18 protein-coding genes and 1 rRNA gene are annotated in these 22,572 nt (G+C 37.0%); 9 read left to right on the top strand and 10 right to left on the bottom strand.

What is annotated here, in order from left to right; all coding sequences use genetic code 11:
• Both rrf and QM524_RS19680 read left to right on the top strand, forming a co-directional pair.
• Positions 1-106, top strand: a 5S ribosomal RNA gene (gene rrf / locus QM524_RS19685); the annotation flags it as partial.
• A gap of 267 nt (positions 107-373) precedes the next feature.
• Positions 374-871 (top strand): YdcF family protein, encoded by a 498-nt coding sequence (locus QM524_RS19680; protein WP_283345849.1) that lies wholly within the window; start codon positions 374-376, stop codon positions 869-871.
• Positions 872-926: 55 nt separating this feature from the next.
• Here QM524_RS19680 and QM524_RS19675 read toward each other — a convergent pair whose 3' ends face one another.
• A complete protein-coding gene (locus QM524_RS19675) occupies positions 927-1,526 on the bottom strand; it encodes a DUF1016 N-terminal domain-containing protein (RefSeq protein ID WP_283345848.1) in 600 nt (199 codons plus the stop codon).
• 113 nt (positions 1,527-1,639) lie between these two features.
• A complete protein-coding gene (locus QM524_RS19670) occupies positions 1,640-2,176 on the bottom strand; it encodes a DinB family protein (RefSeq protein WP_283345847.1) in 537 nt (178 codons plus the stop codon).
• A gap of 137 nt (positions 2,177-2,313) precedes the next feature.
• Between QM524_RS19670 and QM524_RS19665 the strand changes: the two genes are divergently transcribed.
• The gene (locus QM524_RS19665; protein ID WP_283345846.1) at positions 2,314-2,532 is read left to right on the top strand and encodes a DUF2905 domain-containing protein; all 219 of its coding nucleotides are present in this window, start codon (positions 2,314-2,316) and stop codon (positions 2,530-2,532) included.
• A gap of 109 nt (positions 2,533-2,641) precedes the next feature.
• On the opposite strand, the gene QM524_RS19660 is transcribed toward QM524_RS19665, so the two are convergent.
• The 3 genes from QM524_RS19660 to QM524_RS19650 all read right to left on the bottom strand — a co-directional run bounded on the left by QM524_RS19660 (position 2,642) and on the right by QM524_RS19650 (position 6,176).
• Positions 2,642-4,726 (bottom strand): protein-disulfide reductase DsbD family protein, encoded by a 2,085-nt coding sequence (locus QM524_RS19660; protein WP_283345845.1) that lies wholly within the window; start codon positions 4,724-4,726, stop codon positions 2,642-2,644.
• Between the two features lie 191 nt (positions 4,727-4,917).
• A complete protein-coding gene (locus QM524_RS19655; protein WP_166579542.1) occupies positions 4,918-5,460 on the bottom strand; it encodes a DUF2911 domain-containing protein in 543 nt (180 codons plus the stop codon).
• 143 nt (positions 5,461-5,603) lie between these two features.
• Positions 5,604-6,176 (bottom strand): acyl-CoA thioesterase, encoded by a 573-nt coding sequence (locus QM524_RS19650; protein WP_095167102.1) that lies wholly within the window; start codon positions 6,174-6,176, stop codon positions 5,604-5,606.
• Positions 6,177-6,480: 304 nt separating this feature from the next.
• On the opposite strand from QM524_RS19650, the gene nuoL reads away from it, so the two are divergent.
• Together nuoL and QM524_RS19640 are read left to right on the top strand one after the other, a co-directional pair.
• Positions 6,481-8,379 carry an NADH-quinone oxidoreductase subunit L gene (nuoL, locus tag QM524_RS19645; protein WP_283345844.1) on the top strand — a complete coding sequence of 633 codons (1,899 nt, stop codon included), beginning with the start codon at positions 6,481-6,483 and terminating at the stop codon, positions 8,377-8,379.
• A gap of 51 nt (positions 8,380-8,430) precedes the next feature.
• Positions 8,431-10,089, top strand: a complete 1,659-nt coding sequence (locus tag QM524_RS19640; protein WP_283345843.1) for a complex I subunit 4 family protein — start codon at positions 8,431-8,433, stop codon at positions 10,087-10,089.
• 11 nt (positions 10,090-10,100) lie between these two features.
• Here QM524_RS19640 and QM524_RS19635 read toward each other — a convergent pair whose 3' ends face one another.
• A complete protein-coding gene (locus QM524_RS19635) occupies positions 10,101-11,126 on the bottom strand; it encodes a sensor histidine kinase (protein WP_283345842.1) in 1,026 nt (341 codons plus the stop codon).
• A 79-nt stretch (positions 11,127-11,205) separates the two neighbouring features.
• Here QM524_RS19635 and QM524_RS19630 point away from each other — a divergent pair, with 79 nt between their 5' ends.
• Both QM524_RS19630 and QM524_RS19625 read left to right on the top strand, forming a co-directional pair.
• A complete protein-coding gene (locus QM524_RS19630; protein WP_283345841.1) occupies positions 11,206-12,705 on the top strand; it encodes an NADH-quinone oxidoreductase subunit N in 1,500 nt (499 codons plus the stop codon).
• Between the two features lie 117 nt (positions 12,706-12,822).
• A complete protein-coding gene (locus QM524_RS19625) occupies positions 12,823-14,562 on the top strand; it encodes a M3 family oligoendopeptidase (RefSeq protein WP_283345840.1) in 1,740 nt (579 codons plus the stop codon).
• Positions 14,563-14,644: 82 nt separating this feature from the next.
• Here the strand turns inward: QM524_RS19625 and rpsJ are convergent, their stop codons facing one another.
• The 4 genes from rpsJ to QM524_RS19605 form a co-directional block, all read right to left on the bottom strand.
• Positions 14,645-14,950, bottom strand: coding sequence for a 30S ribosomal protein S10 (rpsJ, locus tag QM524_RS19620; protein ID WP_095167108.1), 306 nt, complete (start codon positions 14,948-14,950; stop codon positions 14,645-14,647).
• A gap of 148 nt (positions 14,951-15,098) precedes the next feature.
• Entirely contained in the window at positions 15,099-15,809 is a 711-nt protein-coding gene (locus tag QM524_RS19615) for a pseudouridine synthase (protein WP_095167090.1), read from the bottom strand.
• Positions 15,810-15,891: 82 nt separating this feature from the next.
• The gene (gene fusA, locus QM524_RS19610; RefSeq protein ID WP_283345838.1) at positions 15,892-17,985 is read right to left on the bottom strand and encodes an elongation factor G; all 2,094 of its coding nucleotides are present in this window, start codon (positions 17,983-17,985) and stop codon (positions 15,892-15,894) included.
• A 313-nt stretch (positions 17,986-18,298) separates the two neighbouring features.
• Positions 18,299-18,856 carry a hypothetical protein gene (locus QM524_RS19605; protein ID WP_166579548.1) on the bottom strand — a complete coding sequence of 186 codons (558 nt, stop codon included), beginning with the start codon at positions 18,854-18,856 and terminating at the stop codon, positions 18,299-18,301.
• Positions 18,857-19,841: 985 nt separating this feature from the next.
• Here QM524_RS19605 and QM524_RS19600 point away from each other — a divergent pair.
• Both QM524_RS19600 and QM524_RS19595 read left to right on the top strand, forming a co-directional pair.
• Complete coding sequence (locus QM524_RS19600) at positions 19,842-21,065, top strand: 4-hydroxy-3-methylbut-2-enyl diphosphate reductase (RefSeq protein WP_283345854.1); 1,224 nt, start codon at positions 19,842-19,844, stop codon at positions 21,063-21,065.
• A gap of 217 nt (positions 21,066-21,282) precedes the next feature.
• A complete protein-coding gene (locus QM524_RS19595) occupies positions 21,283-22,350 on the top strand; it encodes a ferredoxin--NADP reductase (RefSeq protein WP_283345837.1) in 1,068 nt (355 codons plus the stop codon).
• The last annotated feature ends 222 nt before the right edge of the window (positions 22,351-22,572 follow it).

The following is a 22,572-nucleotide window of genomic DNA, read 5'->3' as shown; positions in this document are numbered from 1 at the left end:
GCCGATAGGACTGGTGTTCACCTCTTCCCATCTCGAACAGAGCAGTTAAGCCCAGTACCGTTGATGATACTGCAATCAAATGCGGGAAAGTAAAAAAGCTCCAAAATATTACAAAGACATAAGCCACTCCGAAAGAGTGGCTTTTTTGTTTTTCAAGGCTCAGGCCCGTTGAGGATACTGCAGGCTACGCGCCCCGATCAAATGCGGGAAAGTAAAAAGCTCCAAAATATTACAAAGACATAAGCCACTCCGAAAGAGTGGCTTTTTTGTTTTTAGCTAACCCTGGAATAAGATTGGACCGTACGTTTTAAAGATAATCTATCTGTTATTCAATAATTTTAGGTAACTTTTATGTTTAAATGCTTAAGTCATTATGAATAAATTGTTGATTATATGTGCTGCTTCAAATACCTCTGATGGTGAGTTATCTCATATCGCTTTGGATAGACTATTAACAGCACTTCAATTTTTGAAAAATAATCCCTCTTTTCACATTTTATGTACTGGTGGATTTGGGGAGGCTTTTAATACAAGTGACTATGCTCATGCACAACTTATGCAAAATTTTCTTTTAGAGCATGGAATAGCTCATGAGAGCTTTGTAGAGTTTGTGTTAGGAGAAAATCTTTTGGAAGACATTCAATTAACAAGAAGAGTACTTTCTAGATATTCACCTGAAGTTGTGGTTGTGATTACTTCAGACTATCAAATGGAAAGAGTGCGTTTGTCTTTTGAATTGTACTGCTCGTATCCGAATATGATTTTTATTGAAGCAAAATCTAGTATTTTCGAGGACGAATTAGAACGATTAAAGCGACAAGAATCTCAAGGTGTTAATCGACTTAGAATGATGCTGAGAGCATCTCAGTAAACAAAAAGCCGATAGTTTTACTTCAAAAACTATCGGCTTTTTGTATTTTATATGACTATTGTATTCCTAACTGATGAAGTGTTGTCTCAGCCATTTGCTCGATGGCTTCTTCAAGATCATATTCTGGACCGTTTTGCTCAAAATAGTAATTGTCAATATTTTCTTGAAAGAGAGGTACAGACCAAGAATTTTGGATGATTGTTATTTCGTAAAAAGCTTTTTTAATGGAGGAACGCATTTTACTTAAAATAAAAAAATGCCCAACTTCAAGTCGATTAAAAAGAAGTTCAATTTGTAAACCAAGTCTTTCTAGTGTATTTACTTTTTGAGTAATATCAACACTAGCTGGTACAAAGTGGTATAACTCAAGATACTTTGTGTAAAGGGTTTTATATTGGCTTAATACCTCAACAGAGATGCTACTCATACCTTCCGAAACAAGCTGTGTGGTGATTTGAAGATTTTTACGGTCAAATGGTAAAGCATTTTTTGATAAATACTTTTCGTAATCATTGATGAAAAATCCAACTAACCAAGCATGAAGTATCTCAATTTGGGTGTTCGAATAAGGCGTTTTTGCTAAAACTCCATCAATCCCCAAAATAGAATTAATGGTTTGGTGGAGTTTTTGTTCATATAGTGCAATAGGATCCATTATTAAATCTAAAAAAATATTTGCTTGTAGCTTATGGGCTCACGTATCACAATGATACGGCATGAAACTCTATCCTCCAAATACCCTACCAAAACAAAGCGATAATGAAGAAATTAGTTATTAACATTGATAAGAAAAGAGTCTATCCTAGCTTTTTGGAGTAAGTGATGTCTAAAATGCTGTTCGTTGAGCCAAAACCATTCATGTGCATTTAACCAACCAAAAGCAGGTTGAATACATTTATATTCTCCTCTATCAGCAGGGATTCGCTCCGCTAATATCTTTCCCTGTATCATAATTTGATCTAACAAAACAAGATAGTCTTCTTGAGCTTTTGCAACAGGTTCAGGGCCTTTGAGAGCCTCAGGTATCTTAAGCTGTGTGGGTGGAAAGCTATTGTATTTGAATTGCTTTTCGCCATAAATATTTTTATCGCCACCTATTTGACCATTTCGTTGCTCTAAACAGTAATTGGCTCTTTTGAAAAAGAAATATAGTGCTGACATACAGATATGTTCATACATCTGCCCTATTGACCATTCTTGTGCATTAGGTTTAGTTACAAATTGCTCGGGAGAATATTCGAAAAGCGATTTTTTATAATATTCGATACTTTTTTCGAGTGCGGTCTGAATTTCATGAGTATCCATATCTATAGTTAAATAAAGGTTTTATTTTTGTTAGCAAGAATAATATTTAGATCAAATTTAAGAATAAAAATAAGAAATTAGCAAAGCTTCTACCTGTAGAGCATACTAGAGTTGTAATCAAAAATAGGAAGATAAATATGGGGAAACTTATTATGATAATAGGAGGTATGTTAGTGTTGGGAGGGGCAGTAATTTATCTTCTGGAAGATAAAATTAGGTGGGATTGGTTAGGAAATTTACCCGGAGATATTAGAATCGAAAAAGGAAATTTTAAATTATATTTTCCTTTGATGACTTCAATTTTACTAACCTTTGTTGTGAATGTATTAATATGGATTTTTAAGAAGCTAAGCTGATAAAACACTAGCATAATAAATATCAAAAAAGCGGTCGAAAAATATTTTTCGACCGCTTTTTGATATTCAGTTGAAGCATCAGGAGATACCTCAAGTTTATATGTATAGCTTATTTCTTGTTAAACTTTGCTTTGCCATCTTCTAAGAACTTGATAAACTCTTCAATATTCTCATTATAGGCTCTTGGTTTTACCAGTGTTTTTGAGTCATTATTAGGGTCGACTAAACAATAATATGGTTGAGCATTTCCGTTGAATCGAGTGATTTCAAAATCAAGGTTTTGATCGCCAATTGTTGTTTTTTCTAAACCATCATCTTTTGACTTATACCATTCTGATTTTGGAAGTTCTGTTTTGTCATCTACGTACAAAGCAACTAAAACATAGTCGTTTTCAATACGTTTTTTTACTTCTGGATTAGACCATACTGCTGCTTCCATTTTACGACAGTTAACACAACCATGACCTGTAAAATCAATAAATAACGGCTTATTAACTTGTTTGGCATAAGCTGCTGCTTCTTTATAATCAAAGAAACCGTGAAGCCCTAAAGGTAATTTTAGGAATTCATCATATTTTACTTTCTTCGGAAAATTCGGATCAGCGTTAGAAGATGTCTCTACTGAACTACTTTCTCCACCAATCACAAAATCCTGCGTTTCCATTGGAGGCAACCATCCTGAAAGTGCTTTGAGCGGCGCTCCGAACATACCAGGAATCATATATACTACAAATGTCAATACCGCAATAGCTAATAAGGTACGAGGTACAGATACTTTGTCTAGATTACTATCGTGTGGCATTTGGATTTTACCCAATAAATAAAGTCCTATTAATGAGAAAATAACAATCCATGCAGCAAGATATACCTCACGGTCGAGGATATGCCAGTGATAAGTTTGGTCAGCAGTACTTAAAAATTTCAATGCCAAGGCTAATTCAAGGAAACCTAAAATTACCTTTACTGAGTTCATCCAACCACCCGATTTAGGAAGGTTTTGTAACCAGTTTGGAAAAATGGCAAATAAGGTAAATGGTATAGCAAAAGCTAATCCGAAACCAAACATACCAATAATAGGGCGAAGAATTTGTCCTTGTGAACCGAGACTCAAAATCGTACCAGCAACAGGACCTGTACAAGAAAAAGATACTAATACCAAAGTGAAAGCCATGAAGAAGATTCCTCCAATACCGCCACGGTCTGATTGTGCATCGATTTTATTGACAAATGACGATGGAAGAACGATTTCGAACCAACCTAAGAACGATACCCCGAAAACCACAAATACGATGAAAAATAACATATTTGGAATCCAGTGGGTACTAATGAAGTTAGGTGCTGCCTGTCCAAAAGCATAAGCGATGATTGTTCCGAATAGCACATAAATGGCAATGATAAAAAAGCCATATAAAAGCGCTTTCTGAAGTCCACCTTTTTGCTTAGTAAAGTAGGAAACAGTCATTGGAATTAAAGGATACACGCAAGGTGTCAAAAGAGCTACAAAGCCACCACCTAATGCCAATAAGAAAAAGCCCCAAAGTGATGTTTCTTCTGGTTTTTCTTCGTCACTTGCCGTAAGGGCATCGCCAGAAACAGCGCTAGAATCTGAGGATACAGAATCTGTAGGCACAATAGTGGCTGAATCAGCCTTTAACTTGGCTGCTTCTTCTACTGCCTTCAGCGAGTCAAGATTAGGTTTTTTATCATCAGTTTTTTTAGCTGTTGCGCTTTGTGCTTCAATCAAAAATGCTCCTTTGATAGGTACACACATACCTGTTACATCTGAACATGATTGACTATCATAAGCACCATCGATATTGATTTTATCTTTTAAAATTTTTACCGTTTGGCGAAACTCGGCTTTACCTTTAAAATAACTATATTCACCATTCCAGATTTCCTTATCAAACTTTCTGGAAGGGTTAATTGCTTTTAAGCTACCTACTGTTTCATAAGAATCATTTGGCGTAAACTTGATAGTGGTTACGGTAGGTCCTAAATCTGGATCAAAGTCGGAAGAATAAAGATACCAGTCTTTTTGAATAGAAACTGTGAAAATGACGTCAACGGTTTCGCCTACTTCTGGGTTGGGCTTTGACAAAGACCAAGTCCATTTGGCAGGGTTAACTTTCTGAGCGAAGCTGATTGTTGAAAGTGTTAATAACAACAAAATACTTGATAGTAACTTCTTCATGATTGGGGTTTAAGATATTCTTAGTTTGTAAAGCATTAACGAAAGTATTCCCATGTTAGTTTCTTTCCCTGATAAACATTGTTGGTAGAAGAAATTAAAATCTGGAGCGATGTTAGTGGCTTTAGGTAAAAGTAAACGACTAATTCTTAGGACAGACTGTAAGGCGGTACCGTTGCTTTAGGGGAAATTTATTACTGAACTCTGATTGGTACTACCACTTCGACTTTGTCCCAGCGAAGCAACATATCGGCACCATTACCTTGTTCGTTAAAATCGATATAGAATTTTTCGACAGTATCTGATTTATTAATGACCGCAGCAGGAGCGTGGAGAATGTCTCTTGTAGGATCATAAGATAAGCCCCATTGACCTACTTCTTCATTAACAATAATTGTCCAAACGTCTTTTTCTGGAATCGTAAACAAGGTATAGCTTCCAGCTTTGAGGGGTTTGCCTGAAATAAGTACATCTTTGTTAAAAGTGATGACAGTGGCCTCATTGGCACCAGTACGCCACCATTTACCATAAGGAACGAGTGCTTTGGAGTTTTGAGGACCAAAAATAAGGCGACCTTTTTTGGCAGGTTGACAGTATTCGACGTTGATTTCTAAACCATTATGCGAAAAGTCAGCAGTATCGGAAGGACTGAAAGATTTGGTATAGAAACGCATTCCGACGAAACCGATAGCGAGTAACGCAAGAAGTACTAAGACTATGCGAAGTAGTTTAATCATTGAGAAAGATTGTGCCATTATTAAAGAATGATAGTCTATTGAATAAGGTATTAAGCAGGGCAAATACGGTTCGCAATATAGCATATTTTACGGCACATCACAAAAGAATAGCTTTCCACCGTAGTGAAAAGCTATACAAGTTTTTACCAAAGACTTTCCATATCGCGGTCTCTTTTTACAATACACCTTTCGTTTTGTAAAAGGTATAAATTTTGGTCAATATCAATACTTGTTTTAGCATCATCTAATAGGCCTTTATAGGCATTTTTAATTTCCTTTCTTCTGATGGCTTCCAAAAACCGTCGGATATCATCATCAGATTCAAGAATCAAGCCTGGAACTTCTGTAGGTTTGCCATCTTCGTCCTTGGCTACCATCGTAAAGTAGGACGTGTTTGTATGTTTTACTTCTTGTGATTTAATATTTTCGGCAATGACTCTAATACCAATGATTAATGACGAGCGCCCCACATAGTTGACGGAGGCATGTAGCGAAACCAATTCGCCTACTTCGACAGGTTTTTTAAATTCTACGTTGTCGACCGAAACCGTTACGACATAGGTACCAGCGTGCTTGGCTGCACAGGCATAAGCCACTTTGTCCATCAATGACAATAGAATTCCTCCGTGGATTTTCCCCCCAAAGTTCGCGTACGAAGGAATCATTAATTCGGTAATTGTTGTTCTTGAAGAGTTAACAGATTTTGCGTTTTCCATGAATTTCGTGGTTGAGCTTGAGTGATGAACAACCTCTTTGACAGTTTTGTTTGAACCACCTTATATTGTAAAAGGTTGTATAATCAAATACCTCCCTTAGAATCGTTGCTCAGGGACTACAAGCTGAAAGCTAAGTACATAATTTTTTTAAGTCCACAAACTTAGTAGATTTTATGTCAAAACAATTAGGCTTAATTGAAAATAGACACGTATATTTGCGTAAAAATAGAAATTTTCCAAGAAAATGAGTATAAAACCTTGAATATCTTGGTTTTGAACAGCTTATGATAGAAATTATTACAGAATGACTCCTGCAACTCTCTTCTGGTTTATACTACTGACTCCACTAGCAGGATTTGCTATCGCGTTGGGACTTGGTAAGAGTCGCAAAGATATTGTTGGATGGATTACCTCAGGGCTGTCAGTATTAAACCTTTTGCTTACTATAAGGCTCAATAGGAGTGTGGCTTTGCCAACCAACCTACATGTCGAATGGTTTAAGATAGGACAAATAGATTTTACATTTGGATTCCTATTTGACTCAAAAGCATTGATGATGCTTTTGCTGGTCAATTTTATTGCCTTCTTAGTGCAAATTTTCTCTATGGAATACATGGAGAATGACCCTGCCAAACATCGTTATTTTGCTTTTCTTCAATTATTTGTTTTCTCAATGCTAGGCATTATCATGACCGACAATTTGTTGGGGATATATGCTTTTTGGGAATTGGTTGGATTGAGCTCATATCTTTTGATTGGGTTTTGGTATCAAAAAACATCTGCAACTCAAGCTGCCAAAAAGGCCTTTTTAGTGAATCGTGTGGGAGATTTGGGCTTTTTGCTGGGTATTTTTATGGTATATCATTATTGGGGAAGTTTGAGTTTTGCCGTGTTAGGACAAACTCCTGCTAACTTAACTCCTGAGGTGGCTACGATAACAGGCTTACTATTGTTTTGTGGTTGTGTGGGCAAATCGGCGCAGTTTCCGTTGCATACTTGGCTTCCTGATGCGATGGAAGGTCCTACGCCAGTATCAGCATTGATTCACGCAGCAACGATGGTGGCTGCTGGGATTTTCTTATTGGCACGTGTACAACCTGTTTTTACTGATGTAGCGTTTATGGTGATTGCTGGAGTTGGCTGTACGACTATGTTACTCGGTTCGATATATGCGATTTTTCAAACTGATATAAAAAAGACCTTGGCGTATTCGACTATCTCTCAGTTGGGATTGATGTTGATTGGTTTGGGTACTGCTACTTCTTTATTTCATTTATTAACCCATGCGTTTTTCAAAGCTGGTTTGTTCTTAGCTGCTGGGTCGGTAATTCACGCTCTTCATCATGCTTCGCACCATCATGATTTTGATGCTCAGGATATGCGATTAATGGGAGGTTTGAGAAAAAAACTTCCTGTAACGTTTATCACTTTTATCATCTTTGCCGCTTCGTTGGCTGGTTTGCCATTGTTTTCAGGTTTTTTGTCTAAAGATGCTATTCTCGCCAATTTATTTCATTTGGCAGAAATGAATAGTTACTTCAAAATCATTGGTATTTTTACTTTTGTAGGAATCGTGATGACAGCCTTTTATATGTTCAGACAAGTATGGCAGGTATTTATGGGCGAATTTCGTGCAGAAAATGTGACTTTCGAGCATATTCATGAAGGTTCTTTCAAAATAACTTGGCCTTTAGTTTTACTAGCTATATTATCATTGGGGTTTGTATTTGCGATAAATCCTTTTCATGCCGATCATGCTTGGTTTTGGCATTTTATAGATAAAGACTTTCATTTACCAACATCTTCATGGATTGGCTATGCTTCTGTAGCAAGTGCAGGTTTGGGAATTGCTTTTGGATACTTGACTCGAAATAGGGCTTTCACCTTTCAGCTACCAACATTCGATGGTTTGTATCATTTACTTTTTGTAAAAACAACGATGTTGCTGGCAAGGTTTTTTCAATATGCCGATACCAATTGGGTAGACGGATTAGTAAACCAGATAGCTTTCATACAAAAGACAATCGCTCGCGCTGTGGCTTGGGTCGATGCCAAAATTGTTGATGGCGGTGTTGGATTTGTGGTTCGTTGGATTGGAATCATTGGTAAAATGACACGAGCAGTACAAAATGGTAAAGTGCAACTCTATGTATTTGCCGCATTAATGGGATTATTAGGCTTAATATTTTTCTTTATATATTAATTCAATTCGTCGATAGCAACGAATCGTTGAGGCGAGGAAAAAACAGTTACGATGTCAGTACTTTCATTACTTATATTTTTACCCATTGCTTTTTCAGTAGTAATCCTGTTATTACCTGAAAATCTCAAAGGATATTTCAAATGGATTACCGTAGGGGTAACTGCCGTGGAATTTCTTTTGACTATATGGGTTTATCTACAATTTGACCAACATACAGAAGGGTTTCAATTTTTAGTACAAAAAGACTGGATTACCCTGCCGCTAGGAAGTTTGGGTGTAGCCTCTATCGATTACTTGATTGGAGTTGATGGTATTAGTATGCCCATGATTTTGCTGACGGGATTAGTAATGTTTATCGGCTCAATTTCGTCTTTTGAGATTGGACAAAAAGAAAAAGCTTATTATGCCCTCTATTTGCTTCTGACAGGCTCGGTAATAGGCTGTTTTGTAGCCTTGGATATGTTCTTGTTTTACCTGTTTTTTGAATTTATGTTGTTGCCAATGTATTTCTTGATAGGTATTTGGGGAGGACCACGCAAAGAGTATGCTTCTATCAAATTCTTTATTTATACATTGGTAGGCTCATTATTTATCTTGGTAGTCATGATTGGCTTGTATTTGTCAGCAATCGACCCTGTTGAGACGGCCTTACAAACGGGTTTGATTAGTGAATTGGAACAAGTGACACCAAATTTGATTTCTGAGATTCAACGTTTGTTAGCAGAGGGACGTCTTCCATCCGAACAATTGGTACATACTTTTGACTTAAGATTTCTTCCTGATCCTAATAATTTCTTACCAGAATCATGGTTGCACATTTTCTCAAATATTAGTATTGGTGGAATGGGCTTGCGTAGCTGGGCTTTTATATTTCTTTTAATTGGTTTTGGGATAAAACTACCCGCTGTACCCGTACACACATGGTTGCCTGATGCACACGTGGAAGCGCCAACGCCTGTGTCGGTGGTGCTTGCAGGTATTTTGTTGAAAATAGGTGGATATGGGCTTTTACGAATTGCCTATCCTATTTTTCCAGAAGCAGCAAGTGAGCTAGCTTTTGTGATAGCGCTTGTGGGAGTTGTCTCTATTTTGTACGGAGCATATAATGCTTTGGCGATGAATGACCTCAAAAAGCTTATTGCATACTCGTCGGTTTCGCACATGGGTTTTGTTTTGCTGGGAATTGCCTCACTGACAAGCGAAGGGATTAACGGTGCTGTATTCCAAATGTTTTCACACGGAATACTTTCGGCTATGTTGTTTGTGCTAGTAGGAGTTTTATACAGTCGTACACACGACCGTCGTATCAATAGCTATCAAGGACTAGCGTCCAAAATGCCAGTGTACACAGCACTTACGGCAGTAGCGTTTTTTGCTTCATTGGGTTTACCTGCATTTTCTGGTTTTATTGGTGAGTTTTTCACCTTGATAGGAGGTTTTAACAGTTTATATTTCCCAAAATGGGTAACAGGGCTAGGGGTGTTAGGGTTAGTTTTGGGAGCAGGATATTTCCTTTGGACATTACAAAGAATGTTTTTTGGAAAATTTTGGTCAAGATATGAAGAGTCTGTTTTGTCAGATTTGAATACAAGAGAAAAGCTTATGCTTTTCCCTTTAGCAATTTTAGCGCTAGTTTTTGGAATATTTCCTCATCTAGTTTTCGATGTTTCAAATCAGGCTGTGAACGAGTTGATAAAGCTTTTTGCATAGGTACAAAAAGTCTAGAATGGCATTACTATCGTGGCTAGAACTGTATCCTCTTCGTTAGTGATTGAAAAAGAAGCTTTACTTCCATAATGCAATTCAAGACGTTTTCGAAGGTTATCCAAACCAATACCATTAGCGCTTGTTTTGGGTTGTGGATTATATTGCCCAGTATTACGAACTTTGATGATTACATCTTGACCAAGGGTAGTAATTTCTATTTGGATAAGGCCTCCGTTTTTAGTTTTGGCAATACCATGCTTCACCGCATTTTCGATAAGCGTATTCAAGGACATAGATATGATTAGGATGTTATCAATGTTTTCTTGAACATGAAATTCATACCGAAGGCGGTTATCAAAACGAACCTTTTCGAGTGCTAAATAATCTTGGGCTAATTTAATCTCTTCACTAAGCATCGCTTTTTGTTGATCTCCAAGATTGAGCGACAGACGAAGTAAATCGGAAAGTTGCATAATAGCATCACGAGCCTGACGGCTATCGCTGATAGTAAGCGCTTTAATGCTATTGAGTGCGTTGAACAAAAAATGAGGATTAAGTTGTTTTTTGAGGTTTTCGAGCTCTACTACTTTGAGCATTTTTTCGGCAGCCAATATTCTTTGTCTACGACTTTCGTGAACTTGCACAAATCGATAGAGATGATAAAATAGAAACCACGGAATAACAAGCCAGATATTGTCAAAAATAAAGAAGATACAATCCATAGCATCGATTTCTCCGTGCAAGTATCTACTTCGATTAAAAAAGATGAAATCGGTTAGGGCAAAACAAGTTCCAATCGTCAAACTTCCTAAAAGTGGAAAAACGATAAATTGACGTGAGGTGAAATTTTCGGGGTCATAACTTTCATGAATATAGTTGTAAAGATGACTAATCCCCATTCCTAATATCATATAGGTACAAACATAGATTAGTCTATACATGGGAGTTTCGTCGGCTAGTCCACTATACTTCAGCGAGGTAAGTGTGATAAAAGACCAACTCATAATCTGTATTATCCAATAAAATGCGTTTCTCTTCATGGTTATCAATTAGCTCTGATGAGTAAATATAAACAAAAACAAACAAAGGCGGAAATTTGATTTTCTGTGTAGAATTAAGATGACAAATATTTTGGACTTAAAACAGCAGCTTTTGCAAATCCTGGACAGCTTTGGTGTTATTACACCAGAAGCATTTTTGGCAGGTGTTTTTGTTGTATTTATTATTGCTGATTTAGTTGTAACCAAACAGTGCTCAAAACTTGTTGCTTCTACAGTCTCAACTTCAAATTTTACCGTAGCAGGAATAATCGTTTTATTAATTAATTTGTATCAAGTAATAGACCAATTTGCGAGTATTAATGATACTTTTTTATTTGATAAAATGCTTTTTATTGATGCAAAAGCTATTTTCTTTAAAGCATTGATAAGTATTTCAGGAATCTTGATGCTTTTGCACATACATATCAATAAGTATCAATTTCCCAACGAGTTTTATGCTATTGCTATAGCTATGATTATCGCATTACAATTGATGACCATGTCTGTCAATTTGCTGATGATTTATCTAGCGATAGAAATGGTATCCTTGCTTTCTTATATCTTGACTACCATCAATAAAGATAAAGTTGGCGCAGAAGGCGGTATCAAATATCTTATTTTTGGTGCTACCTCTTCAGCGATTATGTTGTACGGAATGTCATTACTTTATGGCATTACGGGCACGTTGTCTATTACTTCGCCTGATTTTAGCAGAGGACTTACACAGGTTGACGAATTGGCTACCACTGTGGCAGTTGTCATGACTATTGCTGGTTTTTTGTTTAAGCTTTCCGCTACTCCTTTTCATATTTGGACACCTGATACCTATCAGGCTGCGCCAATGCCGATTGTTGCCTTTTTTTCGGTTGCGCCAAAGTTGGCTACCATGTTGGTAGCATTACGCTTCTATATGGCAGTTCCCAACGACTTAAGGCTCGTTACTGGCGTGATAGCTTTGGCGACGATTACGTTTGGTAATTTTTCGGCATTATGGCAAAATAAAGCCAAGCGATTATTGGCCTATTCTACCATTGCCCATTCGGGATTTTTGTTGATAGGGTTGGTGGCGTTATCTGAGCTAAGTGTTAAAAGTTTAGTGTTTTATTTGGTAACATATCTCTTTGCCAACTTCGCAGCATTTTATTTGGTTGATTTATTAGCGATTTATCTAGGAACAAAGAACGATTTTGAGATAGTGCAAATTAAGGGTTTAGGTCGAAAAAATCCTGCACTTGGCATATTATTATTGATAACGTTAGTATCTCTTGCGGGACTTCCTCCAACGGCAGGTTTCTTCGCCAAATTTAATATCTTTTCAGCACTTTGGGAAGCTTATCAAACAGCAGATACGCAAAAACATATCCTATTGCTTTTATTTATTTTTGGATTATTCAATACTGCAATTTCTTTGTTTTTTTATCTTAAAATACCTTTTTATTTATTTTTCAAAAACGCTGAAACCGAGTTTGATACATCTCTTTCTACGACTCAGTATTTACTGGCAGGGGCTCTATGTCTTCCTTTGTTAGGATTCTTCTTTAAGGCAGATTGGTTAATGAACCTGATTGCTTTGTTGTAGAAAGTTTATTAGTTTAGAGGATAGCACTACTGTAGGTAACCCCAATAATGGTACATTAGGTGTTGAAATTGCCTACCATTAAACGCTAACTTAGCATAACAATCTTAATCTATTATTATGACTGCGACGATATCGACTACTCCTCCTGCTCGTACTTTTCTTGGAGATAATTTTGTACTAACAAATGTAGAAAGCGTAAAGCCATTTTATGAAAATTTGGTAGAACGTTCTATTGATACACTTGAAGAATTTAGAAAATTCTTGAAAGATCGCTCTGAGCTTGAAAGTTATCTTTCAGAGAACTTTGCTTGGCGTTATATCAAAATGACTTGCGATACTACCGACAAAGAAGTAAAAGCACATTTTGACCAGTTTGTGACAGAAATCCAACCAGAGCTGGCAAATTATGATGATACCCTCAATAAAAAGACTTTAGAAAGTCCTTTCTTAGAAACATTGACTTCTGAAGGAGAAGATGCTGAAGCATTTAATATTACGTTTAGAGGTATTAAAAAAGCTACTGAAATATTCAGAACAGAAAATATTAGCCTTTTTACGGAAGTCCAAAATCTCTCAAGCGAGTACCAAGGTACAGTGGGTGTAATGACCGTTGAGATAGATGGTCAGACTAAAACTTTGCAACAAGCGGGTGTATATTTGGAAAATGCAGATAGAGCTATTCGTGAAATGGCTTATCGCAAAATTCAAGAACGTCGTATTCAGGATCGTGACAAATTGGATGAAGTTTTCAATAAACTCAAAACGGTTCGTCATCAGATTGCCTTGAATGCGGGATTCGAAAACTTCCGTGATTATTCGTTTGCTTCATTAAAGCGTTTTGACTACACTCCAAAGGAATGTTTTGATTTTCATGAAGCTGTAGCTGAAACTGTTGTACCAATCTTGAATCAATTGGCTGAGGAACGTAAAGCAACGTTAGCCTTGGATTCATTACGTCCTTGGGACAAAGGTGTAGATGTAAAAGGACGCCCTGCTTTGCATCCGTTCAATGGAGGCGAAGATTTACTCAATAAAACGATTGATTGTTTTAATCTTCTTGATCCATTCTTAGGGGAATGCTTGACCTTGATGAAACAAATGGGACGCCTAGATTTAGAATCAAGAATTGGTAAAGCGCCAGGAGGATATAATTATCCTTTAGAAGAAACAGGTTTTCCGTTTATTTTCATGAATGCTTCATCCTTGATGCGCGACGTAATTACCTTGTTGCATGAGGGAGGACATGCTGTGCATTCGATTGTAACGAAAGATTTAGCCTTGAATACGTTCCGTAATTTTCCATCGGAAGTTGCAGAGTTAGCTTCAATGTCGATGGAGTTGATTACGATGGATTACTGGCATGTGTATTTCGATAATGAAGAAGAATTGCGTCGTGCAAAGATTCAACATTTGGAGGATATATTGAGTACTTTGCCTTGGGTAGCTACTGTAGATAAATTCCAGCATTGGATTTACGAAAACCCAACCCATTCTACCGAAGAACGCACACAAGCTTGGCTTCGAATCTATGAACAATTTACAGATTCGATTACGGATTGGTCTGGTTTGGAGACCTTCAAATCGAGTATGTGGCATCGTCAATTACATATATTCGAATTACCTTTCTATTATATCGAATATGGTATTGCACAGTTGGGAGCTATCGGTATATGGAAAAACTATAAAGAGAATCCACAGAAAGGCTTGGAAGGCTATTTGAATGCGTTGAAATTGGGATATACCAAACCAATGGCTTCGGTTTATAATGCGGCAAATATTCCATTTGATTTTTCAAAAGAACATATAGCTTCATTGATGACATTTTTGCAAGGGGAACTAAACACCCTCAAAAGCTAAGAAATATCGAATACGCTAAAAACAAAAATCCCATCGAGACTTGGTCTGGATGGGATTTTTTATGATTTGGAATCAAGGCAAACTACACTTTGATTTCAACGTCAACACCTGAAGGCAATTCTAATTTCATCAAAGCATCAACTGTTTTTGGAGATGATGAATAGATGTCAATTAGACGCTTGTAAGTACACAATTGGAATTGCTCACGAGCTTTTTTGTTAACGTGTGGTGAACGCAAAACTGTGAATTTTTCCACTTTTGTAGGCAAAGGAATAGGACCTGAAACAACAGCACCTGTAGCCTTAACAGCCTTCACGATTTTCTCAGCCGATTTGTCCACTAAAGTGTGGTCAAAAGACTTCAATTTGATTCTGATTTTTTGATTCATCTGAATTGGTACGTTTGGTAAAACCAAAGCCGAAAGTACCATTTGCTTCGGATTTGGGACTGCAAAATTACTGATTTACAAGTTATTGAGCAAATGCTATTCTAGATATTTTTATAAAAACAAAATGGGGTATCGCTTAATGAGGTATCTATTGCTGTTCGATAAGCAAACCATCAGTTGAAATTCCAATCTTTTGTAGAATTTCCAAGAACTCATTTTGCAAGGGTGCCTCAATCAATAAGGGTTTATGCGTAATAGGATGGACAATCTCCAACGATGCCGCATGAAGGAGCATGGTATTCAGTCCAAAATGCTGCTCAAACATCTTATTATGTTTGCATTCTCCATGAGTTTTGTCACCAATAAGATAATGGCGTAGTTGTGCAAAATGCCTACGTATTTGGTGCATACGACCTGTTTCAGGATATATTTCTGCCAGCGAATACCGAGAGGTGGGATAACGACTCACTTCTATTGGGAGTTCAATTTGGTGTAAGCACTTAAATCGAGTCAGTGCATCTTGCATATCTCCATTGTCTTTAGCCAAGGGTCTATCAGTAAAGCCTTCATCGGGTAAATATCCTCTTACAAGCGCCCAATATTTTTTGTGCGTTGTATGCTGTTCAAACTGCTGTTTTACCAGTTTATCAACCTCTTTATTCAAGGCAAATAATAGTACACCACCCGTTTTACGGTCAATTCGGTGACATGGACTTACCCATACACCCAGTTGGTCTCGAAGTAGCTGTAAAGCAAATACAGTTTCTTCGGCCGCAATAGGCGAGCGATGAACCAGCAAATTATGAGGTTTGTTGATAGCTACAAGATATTCGTCTTGATAAAGAATGGGGAGTGTCATTGGCATAGGGGATAAATAAAACCGCCCCCACGACAAGTCGAGGAGGCGGTAGCTTATATACAACTAGCAAGCTAGCGTGTTATTACAAACCTTTAGCTTTTTTCACTACTTCGTCAGCAATGTTTTGCGGAACGAATTCATAGTGAGAGAAAGTCAAGTTAGCTGTAGCACGACCAGAAGACATTGTACGAAGGTCAGTTACATAACCGAACAATTCAGACAATGGAATATCTGCTTTCAAGATTACAGCACCTTGTTTTGAGTCCATACCTTTCATCATACCACGACGACGGTTCATGTCACCTGTGATAGGACCAGTGTATTCGTCTGGAGTAACAACTTCAACAGCCATGATAGGTTCCATCAATTTAGCACCTGCTGCTTTTGCTGCTTCTTTGTAACCCATACGAGCAGCCAATTCGAATGACAATGCATCTGAATCGACATCGTGGAATGAACCATGGAACAAACGAACACGCATTGAATCCATTGGGTAACCAGCTAAAGCACCATTTTTCATAGCACCTTCGAAACCTTTTTGGATAGCAGGGATAAATTCTTTTGGAATTACACCACCAACGATACCGTTAATGAATTCCAAACCTTCTTTACCATCTTCTCTTGGTCCCATTTCGAATACGATATCGGCAAACTTACCTTTACCACCTGATTGTTTTTTGTAAACCTCACGGTGTTCAGTAGTTTTAGTTAACGATTCTTTGTAAGCTACCTGAGGAGCACCTTGGTTTACTTCCACTTTGAATTCACGACGCATACGGTCGATGATGATTTCAAGGTGAAGTTCACCCATACCTTTGATGATAGTCTGACCTGTTTCTTCGTTAGATTCAACTTGCAAAGTAGGATCTTCTTCGATCAATTTACCAATAGCTTTCGAGAAGTTGTCTTGGTCAGCTGATTTCTTAGGCTCGATAGCATAACCGATAACTGGATCAGGGAATACCATTGATTCAAGAACGATAGGGTTTTTCTCATCAGAAAGGGTATCACCAGTTTTGATGTCTTTGAAACCTACTACCGCAGCAATATCACCAGCTTCTAAGCGCTCGATTGAGTTTTGCTTGTTAGCGTGCATTTGGAAGATACGAGAGATACGCTCTTTGTTTCCAGAACGGTTGTTCAAGATATAAGAACCAGCCTCTAATACACCAGAGTAAGCACGAACAAAACACAAACGACCAACGTAAGGGTCAGTTGCAATTTTAAATGCTAATGCTGAGAAAGGCTCATTTGTAGATGGTTTACGAGTGATTTCAGCATCAGTACGAGGGTCAGTACCTTTGATGGATTCTTTATCTAATGGAGAAGGAAGGATCGCCATTACATAATCCAACATTGTTTGAACACCTTTGTTTTTGAAAGATGAACCACACAACATAGGAACAATTTTCATTGAGATAGTAGCTTCACGAAGAGCAGCCAAAATTTCATCTTCAGAGATAGATTCTGGATCTTCGAAATATTTCTCCATCAATGACTCGTCAAATTCAGCTACAGCTTCCAATAATTTCTCACGGTATTCAGTAGCTTCGTCCAACATATCTTCAGGAATAGGTACTACTTCGAAAGTCATACCTTTATCATGCTCATTCCATTTGATACCACGGAAGTTTACCAAGTCAACTACACCTTCAAATTTATCTTCAGCACCGATTGGCAATTGAAGAGGTACAGCGTAGCTACCTAACATTTCTTTTACTTGACGACATACGTTCAAGAAGTCAGCACCTGAACGGTCCATTTTGTTAACAAAACCTAAACGAGGTACGTTGTAGTTGTTAGCCAAACGCCAGTTAGTTTCAGATTGAGGCTCAACACCATCAACAGCACTGAACAAGAATACAAGACCATCCAATACACGCAAAGAACGGTTTACCTCTACTGTAAAGTCAACGTGACCTGGAGTATCGATAATGTTGATATGGTATTTCTCATCTCTATAGTTCCAGTTTACAGTAGTAGCTGCTGAAGTAATGGTAATACCACGCTCTTGCTCTTGCTCCATCCAGTCCATAGTCGCAGCACCGTCGTGTACCTCACCGATTTTGTGGCTTACACCAGCATAATACAAGATACGCTCAGTAGTAGTAGTCTTACCAGCGTCAATGTGGGCCGCGATACCAATGTTTCTTGTGTATTTTAAATCCCTTGCCATTTTAAATGTTGATTATTTAGTTTTTTTTAGTTCTTCATTAGTTGGTTAGTTCTTAGCGCAAATTTCTAATTATCAATTATTAATGAATTTGACATGACTAACCATCTTAAAATCAGGGTGCAAAATTACTGAATCTTAGCGAAATACAAAAATTATCACGATAAGTTTTCATTAATAAAGTCAACAAAAGTGTTTTTGGATTAAACCAAGAATATTTCCAACAACAAAAAACGCTTGTCGCAATTGCAACAAGCGTTTTTGTATCACCTAACCACTAAATATATTTTTACATAAAAAATAGTATTTTTTATGTTTACTGAATATTCGCTTTGAATTTTGACCACGACAATTGAGCTTGTTCTCCTTCGGCATTGTTGGCCATAATGATGATTTCTCCCTCAATTTCATCATCTGTCAATTTGATGATGTTTACACGACCTACTCCATTCAATAATCCTTCCGCATTAGGAAGAGACGCTTGATAAAAATTGTTGATGTCGCGGTACTGACTAAAATCTTTTACAATGTTTCCTACATTTTTCTGTGTACCATTTCCTGGAATAAAAAAAGTAGAAGGTTTGTCAACATTGTAAAGCCTCACATAAACAGATTCAGAAGTACTGTCGTCGGTGGCCATAATAGTAATGCTGTTTCCACCTCTTTCTATTAATTTTTTGACAACTACTTTGGATGTTTTGAAAGAATGCTCTCGATTCTCTTCAAAACTGATATTTCCTTTGAAAAACCCTTGTCTGTTCTGATTAAAATCTGCAACCCCGTGACTGAATGATATTAAACTAGCAACGAAGCAAAGCAGGAATCCTAATAACACCATCGGGTTTCGGAAGAAACGCCTTGTTCTAATTTTCATGAACTTGTATCGTTAAGTGTACTTGCGAAAGTACTTTAACTGTTAGAAATAACTTAAAACACTAATTGAGCAAAAATTTTGCCAATAGCATTGTTGTATTTTTTTTATCTAAGCAACAACAAAAATAGAATACTCCATTTACTTTATCAATAGCATATCCAATACTTTATTGTTAAAGTTATTAAACGGTTGTTTGTATAGCTTTACCAAACAACCGTTTAATAACTGACTTATCTATCTTATTGACGCTCGAATAGGTCTGAAAGTTACAGATAAGAATAAAAAAACTTTAAAAATATACTTAAGAGCTTGTTTTAGAGGTTTTTGAAAGAAGGTGTTTTATTAACTAATAGGTGTACTTCAGTTAAATGAATCAATACTAATAAGATAATATTACTGACAAAAGTCATTTTTTTGAAAGATTGTGTCGAATACCTAATACAAAATTATTAGGTGTGAAGCTCTGAGCTTAGTGATAATTTAGGAATGCTGGTTTTGAGTTAATGATACCTTGTTATTTAGTTGTAAGAGTTGGATTTTTCGAACTAATCACAACAATAAAAGTGTTTTAATCATAAGTAACTTGTTTGCCAATAAGGCAATAGCAAATCGAAAATCTTACAGTAATCCACATAGCTGAAAATGACTTTGTGCGTTTTGAAAAAACAAGAAATTAGCCTTTGTGAAAATATCCGTGAGACAACTATTATCTTTGGCGTACTTTTCCTGAAAATCTCATTAAGATTGACAGGTCGATGAATTATAGCAATAACGTCTAACAGTGCCAACGACAACCATCTGGTACAGGTGTTTGAAAGATTTTACAAGTTTTTTGTGATTATACGACGATTTTCAAAACTGTTAGGTCAAAAACTAGTTTAATAAAATGGAGTTATTTACTAAATCTCCCGTTAAGGAAGCACAACGTGCGTCAGGTTCAGAGGCTGAGTCTATTGGGCTAGAAGCACGCAAAAAAATGAAGAAAATGAAGTCTTTTCAAATACCAGAACTCTATAAGAGTAGTATCATTGGAGGAATCAAGGAAAAACGTCGCCAAAAGGACAAGCTAAAGAAGGACTTTACGCCAACATTGCTTGATTTTGGTACTGTACGTTTCTTGATTTCAAGACATTTTGGATTTTGCTATGGTGTTGAAAATGCGGTAGAGATAGCGTATAAAACCATCGATGAGAATCCCAACAAACGAATTTTCTTGCTTTCTGAGATGATTCATAATCCCGACGTAAATGCAGATTTGCTGAGTCGTGGAGTACAGTTTATCATGAATACTTCGGGTGATCAACTGATAGAATGGGAATCTCTAACCAGCGATGACGTTGTCATTGTACCTGCTTTTGGGACAACCTTGGAGATACAACAAAAACTCTCAGATATCGGTATCAATGCCTATCAGTATGATACAACTTGCCCGTTTGTTGAAAAGGTATGGAACCGTGCATCTGCTATTGGACAAAAGGATTATACCATTGTCGTACATGGCAAACCTTCGCATGAAGAAACTCGTGCGACTTTTTCGCATGCCAAACAAAACGCTCCAACAATCGTGGTGAAGGACATGAAGCAAACGGTTGAGCTGGCAAAATATATCACAGGAGAAAAACCTCAAGCAGATTTTTATACAGAATTTAAGGGGCAATACTCTGAAAATTTTGATATTGAAAAAGATTTGCGCCGTATTGGTGTAGTCAATCAAACAACAATGTTGGCATCTGATACACAGGCTATCGCTGATTATCTCAAAAATGTTATGCGTGAGAAATATCACGTGGAAGGACTTGATATTACTTCTTATTTTGCTGACACTCGTGATACTCTTTGTTATGCTACCAATGATAACCAAAGTGCCACGTATGGTTTGTTAGAGAAAGATGCCGATTTAGTGATTGTAGCTGGAGGATATAATTCTTCAAATACCTCGCATTTGGTAGAACTGTGTGAGCAAAAACTTCCTACTTATTTTATTTCTTCGGCGGATAAGATTCTATCTGAAAATCTAATTAGCCATTTTGACTTACATTCAAAAAGTGAAAAGGTGACAGAAAACTTTCTTCCAAATAAAAATACAACTACTATAATGTTGACTTGCGGTGCATCATGTCCTGATGCAGTCGTCGAGGCAATTCTTCTTCGATTATTATCTTTTTTCCCTGATACTAAAAATGTGGACGAAGTCGTAACCCAACTTTAGTGTTACCATTGGTTTATTATCCATGCTTTAGGGAAAATTGTCCTTTGATACCCCAACAGATTACCTTAGTTTTGTGGTCGAAATATCCTGAAAGTCTTATATACAAAAATAGGACTTTTAGGATATTCTTTCCTTGAATTGATTTGAAAACTGGGCTACAATTTGACTTTTATCGGGTTTGTAAAAATATTGGTCCTGTAAACTATTATATCATTAGATGAGTGCAAAATATTTCCATTTGACTGTAAAGGAGGTTATTGAAGAAACTCCAGATACAAAGACTTTTTCTTTTTGGCATCCTATCCATCAAGCTGTCAGCTATAAGGCTGGACAGTTTTTGACTTTAATTCCAGAAATTGATGGTAAAAAAGTACGTCGTAGCTACTCTATGTCTAGCTCACCTAACAAGGATGCTTCTATTGCTGTAACCATCAAGCGTGTGCCTGGGGGATTAGTTTCCAATTACCTCTGCGACAATCTTAAGGTTGGTGATGCCCTAGAAATGATGGAACCAATGGGCCATTTTGTAATCGAACCAAATCCAACTAAGTCACGAGTAATCGTTTTATTTGGTGGTGGTTCTGGTATTACACCATTGATGTCTATCGCCAAATCTGTTTTGCCAGTAGAAACCGATACCAAAGTGTATTTAGTCTATGGTTCGCGAAATGAAGAAAATATCATTTTCAAAAAACAATTAGAAGAATTAGAAAAAACTTATCAGGGACGTTTTAGAGTATTACATGTACTAAGTCAACCTTCTTATACTTGGACAGGCTACAAAACTCGTATCAATCAAGCGTCGGCAGTAACTTTCTTGAAACAAGACTTTGGTTTGGATATCGGTAAAGCTGAATATTATTTGTGTGGTCCAGAAGGTATGATGGAGCAAGTAGAAAATGCTATCAGAATATTTGGTGTAACCGATGCACAAATTCACAAAGAACATTTCTTTAGTGCGCATGATACCGCTGCCAATGAAGCAGATGAAGAGGAGGGTGGTAGCTTAAAAGAGCAGATGGTTACTATTCAATACGAAGGAGAAGATTATCAAGTATTGGTAAAACCACACGAAACGATCCTTGAAGCGGCGCTTCGCGAAGATATAGATTTGCCGTATTCGTGTCAGGCAGGTATGTGTACTGCATGTATGGGCAAATGTTTGAGCGGAAAAGTTCAAATGGACGAAGAAGACGGTTTGACAGACAATGAAATCAAGCAAGGCTATATTTTGACCTGTGTAGCGCACCCAGCTACATCAGGAGTAGTTATTGAGATAGAATAAATTCTCCACAATAGTTATCCACAAGTTTTTGAAAATGTGGATAACTATTGTTAATAAGTAACAAAACACATCAAAGTATCTGATATTTCAGTATTTATACTTACCAAGGAACTATTTTTGGTAGGGCATTGTAAGGCAATTATAACTAAAGTTATTCGCTTACCGAAAAGCATTAGTAGTTTTCCAAAATAGCTTGTAGCTTTGGTCTGTAATATCAAAAAC

Source organism: Flectobacillus roseus (genome assembly GCF_030056595.1).
GTDB lineage: Bacteria > Bacteroidota > Bacteroidia > Cytophagales > Spirosomataceae > Flectobacillus > Flectobacillus roseus.
This window is presented reverse-complemented; position numbering and strand designations above follow the sequence as displayed.

What these genes read in the sequence shown, in the direction of transcription:
- QM524_RS19680 (WP_283345849.1), top strand. Translation starts at nt 374, where the DNA reads ATGAATAAATTGTTGATTATATGTGCTGCTTCAAATACCTCTGATGGT.
- QM524_RS19675 (WP_283345848.1), bottom strand. Translation starts at nt 1,526, where the DNA reads ATGGATCCTATTGCACTATATGAACAAAAACTCCACCAAACCATTAAT.
- QM524_RS19670 (WP_283345847.1), bottom strand. Translation starts at nt 2,176, where the DNA reads ATGGATACTCATGAAATTCAGACCGCACTCGAAAAAAGTATCGAATAT.
- QM524_RS19665 (WP_283345846.1), top strand. Translation starts at nt 2,314, where the DNA reads ATGGGGAAACTTATTATGATAATAGGAGGTATGTTAGTGTTGGGAGGG.
- QM524_RS19660 (WP_283345845.1), bottom strand. Translation starts at nt 4,726, where the DNA reads ATGAAGAAGTTACTATCAAGTATTTTGTTGTTATTAACACTTTCAACA.
- QM524_RS19655 (WP_166579542.1), bottom strand. Translation starts at nt 5,460, where the DNA reads ATGATTAAACTACTTCGCATAGTCTTAGTACTTCTTGCGTTACTCGCT.
- QM524_RS19650 (WP_095167102.1), bottom strand. Translation starts at nt 6,176, where the DNA reads ATGGAAAACGCAAAATCTGTTAACTCTTCAAGAACAACAATTACCGAA.
- nuoL (WP_283345844.1), top strand. Translation starts at nt 6,481, where the DNA reads ATGACTCCTGCAACTCTCTTCTGGTTTATACTACTGACTCCACTAGCA.
- QM524_RS19640 (WP_283345843.1), top strand. Translation starts at nt 8,431, where the DNA reads ATGTCAGTACTTTCATTACTTATATTTTTACCCATTGCTTTTTCAGTA.
- QM524_RS19635 (WP_283345842.1), bottom strand. Translation starts at nt 11,126, where the DNA reads ATGAAGAGAAACGCATTTTATTGGATAATACAGATTATGAGTTGGTCT.
- QM524_RS19630 (WP_283345841.1), top strand. Translation starts at nt 11,206, where the DNA reads ATGACAAATATTTTGGACTTAAAACAGCAGCTTTTGCAAATCCTGGAC.
- QM524_RS19625 (WP_283345840.1), top strand. Translation starts at nt 12,823, where the DNA reads ATGACTGCGACGATATCGACTACTCCTCCTGCTCGTACTTTTCTTGGA.
- rpsJ (WP_095167108.1), bottom strand. Translation starts at nt 14,950, where the DNA reads ATGAATCAAAAAATCAGAATCAAATTGAAGTCTTTTGACCACACTTTA.
- QM524_RS19615 (WP_095167090.1), bottom strand. Translation starts at nt 15,809, where the DNA reads ATGACACTCCCCATTCTTTATCAAGACGAATATCTTGTAGCTATCAAC.
- fusA (WP_283345838.1), bottom strand. Translation starts at nt 17,985, where the DNA reads ATGGCAAGGGATTTAAAATACACAAGAAACATTGGTATCGCGGCCCAC.
- QM524_RS19605 (WP_166579548.1), bottom strand. Translation starts at nt 18,856, where the DNA reads ATGAAAATTAGAACAAGGCGTTTCTTCCGAAACCCGATGGTGTTATTA.
- QM524_RS19600 (WP_283345854.1), top strand. Translation starts at nt 19,842, where the DNA reads ATGAAGTCTTTTCAAATACCAGAACTCTATAAGAGTAGTATCATTGGA.
- QM524_RS19595 (WP_283345837.1), top strand. Translation starts at nt 21,283, where the DNA reads ATGAGTGCAAAATATTTCCATTTGACTGTAAAGGAGGTTATTGAAGAA.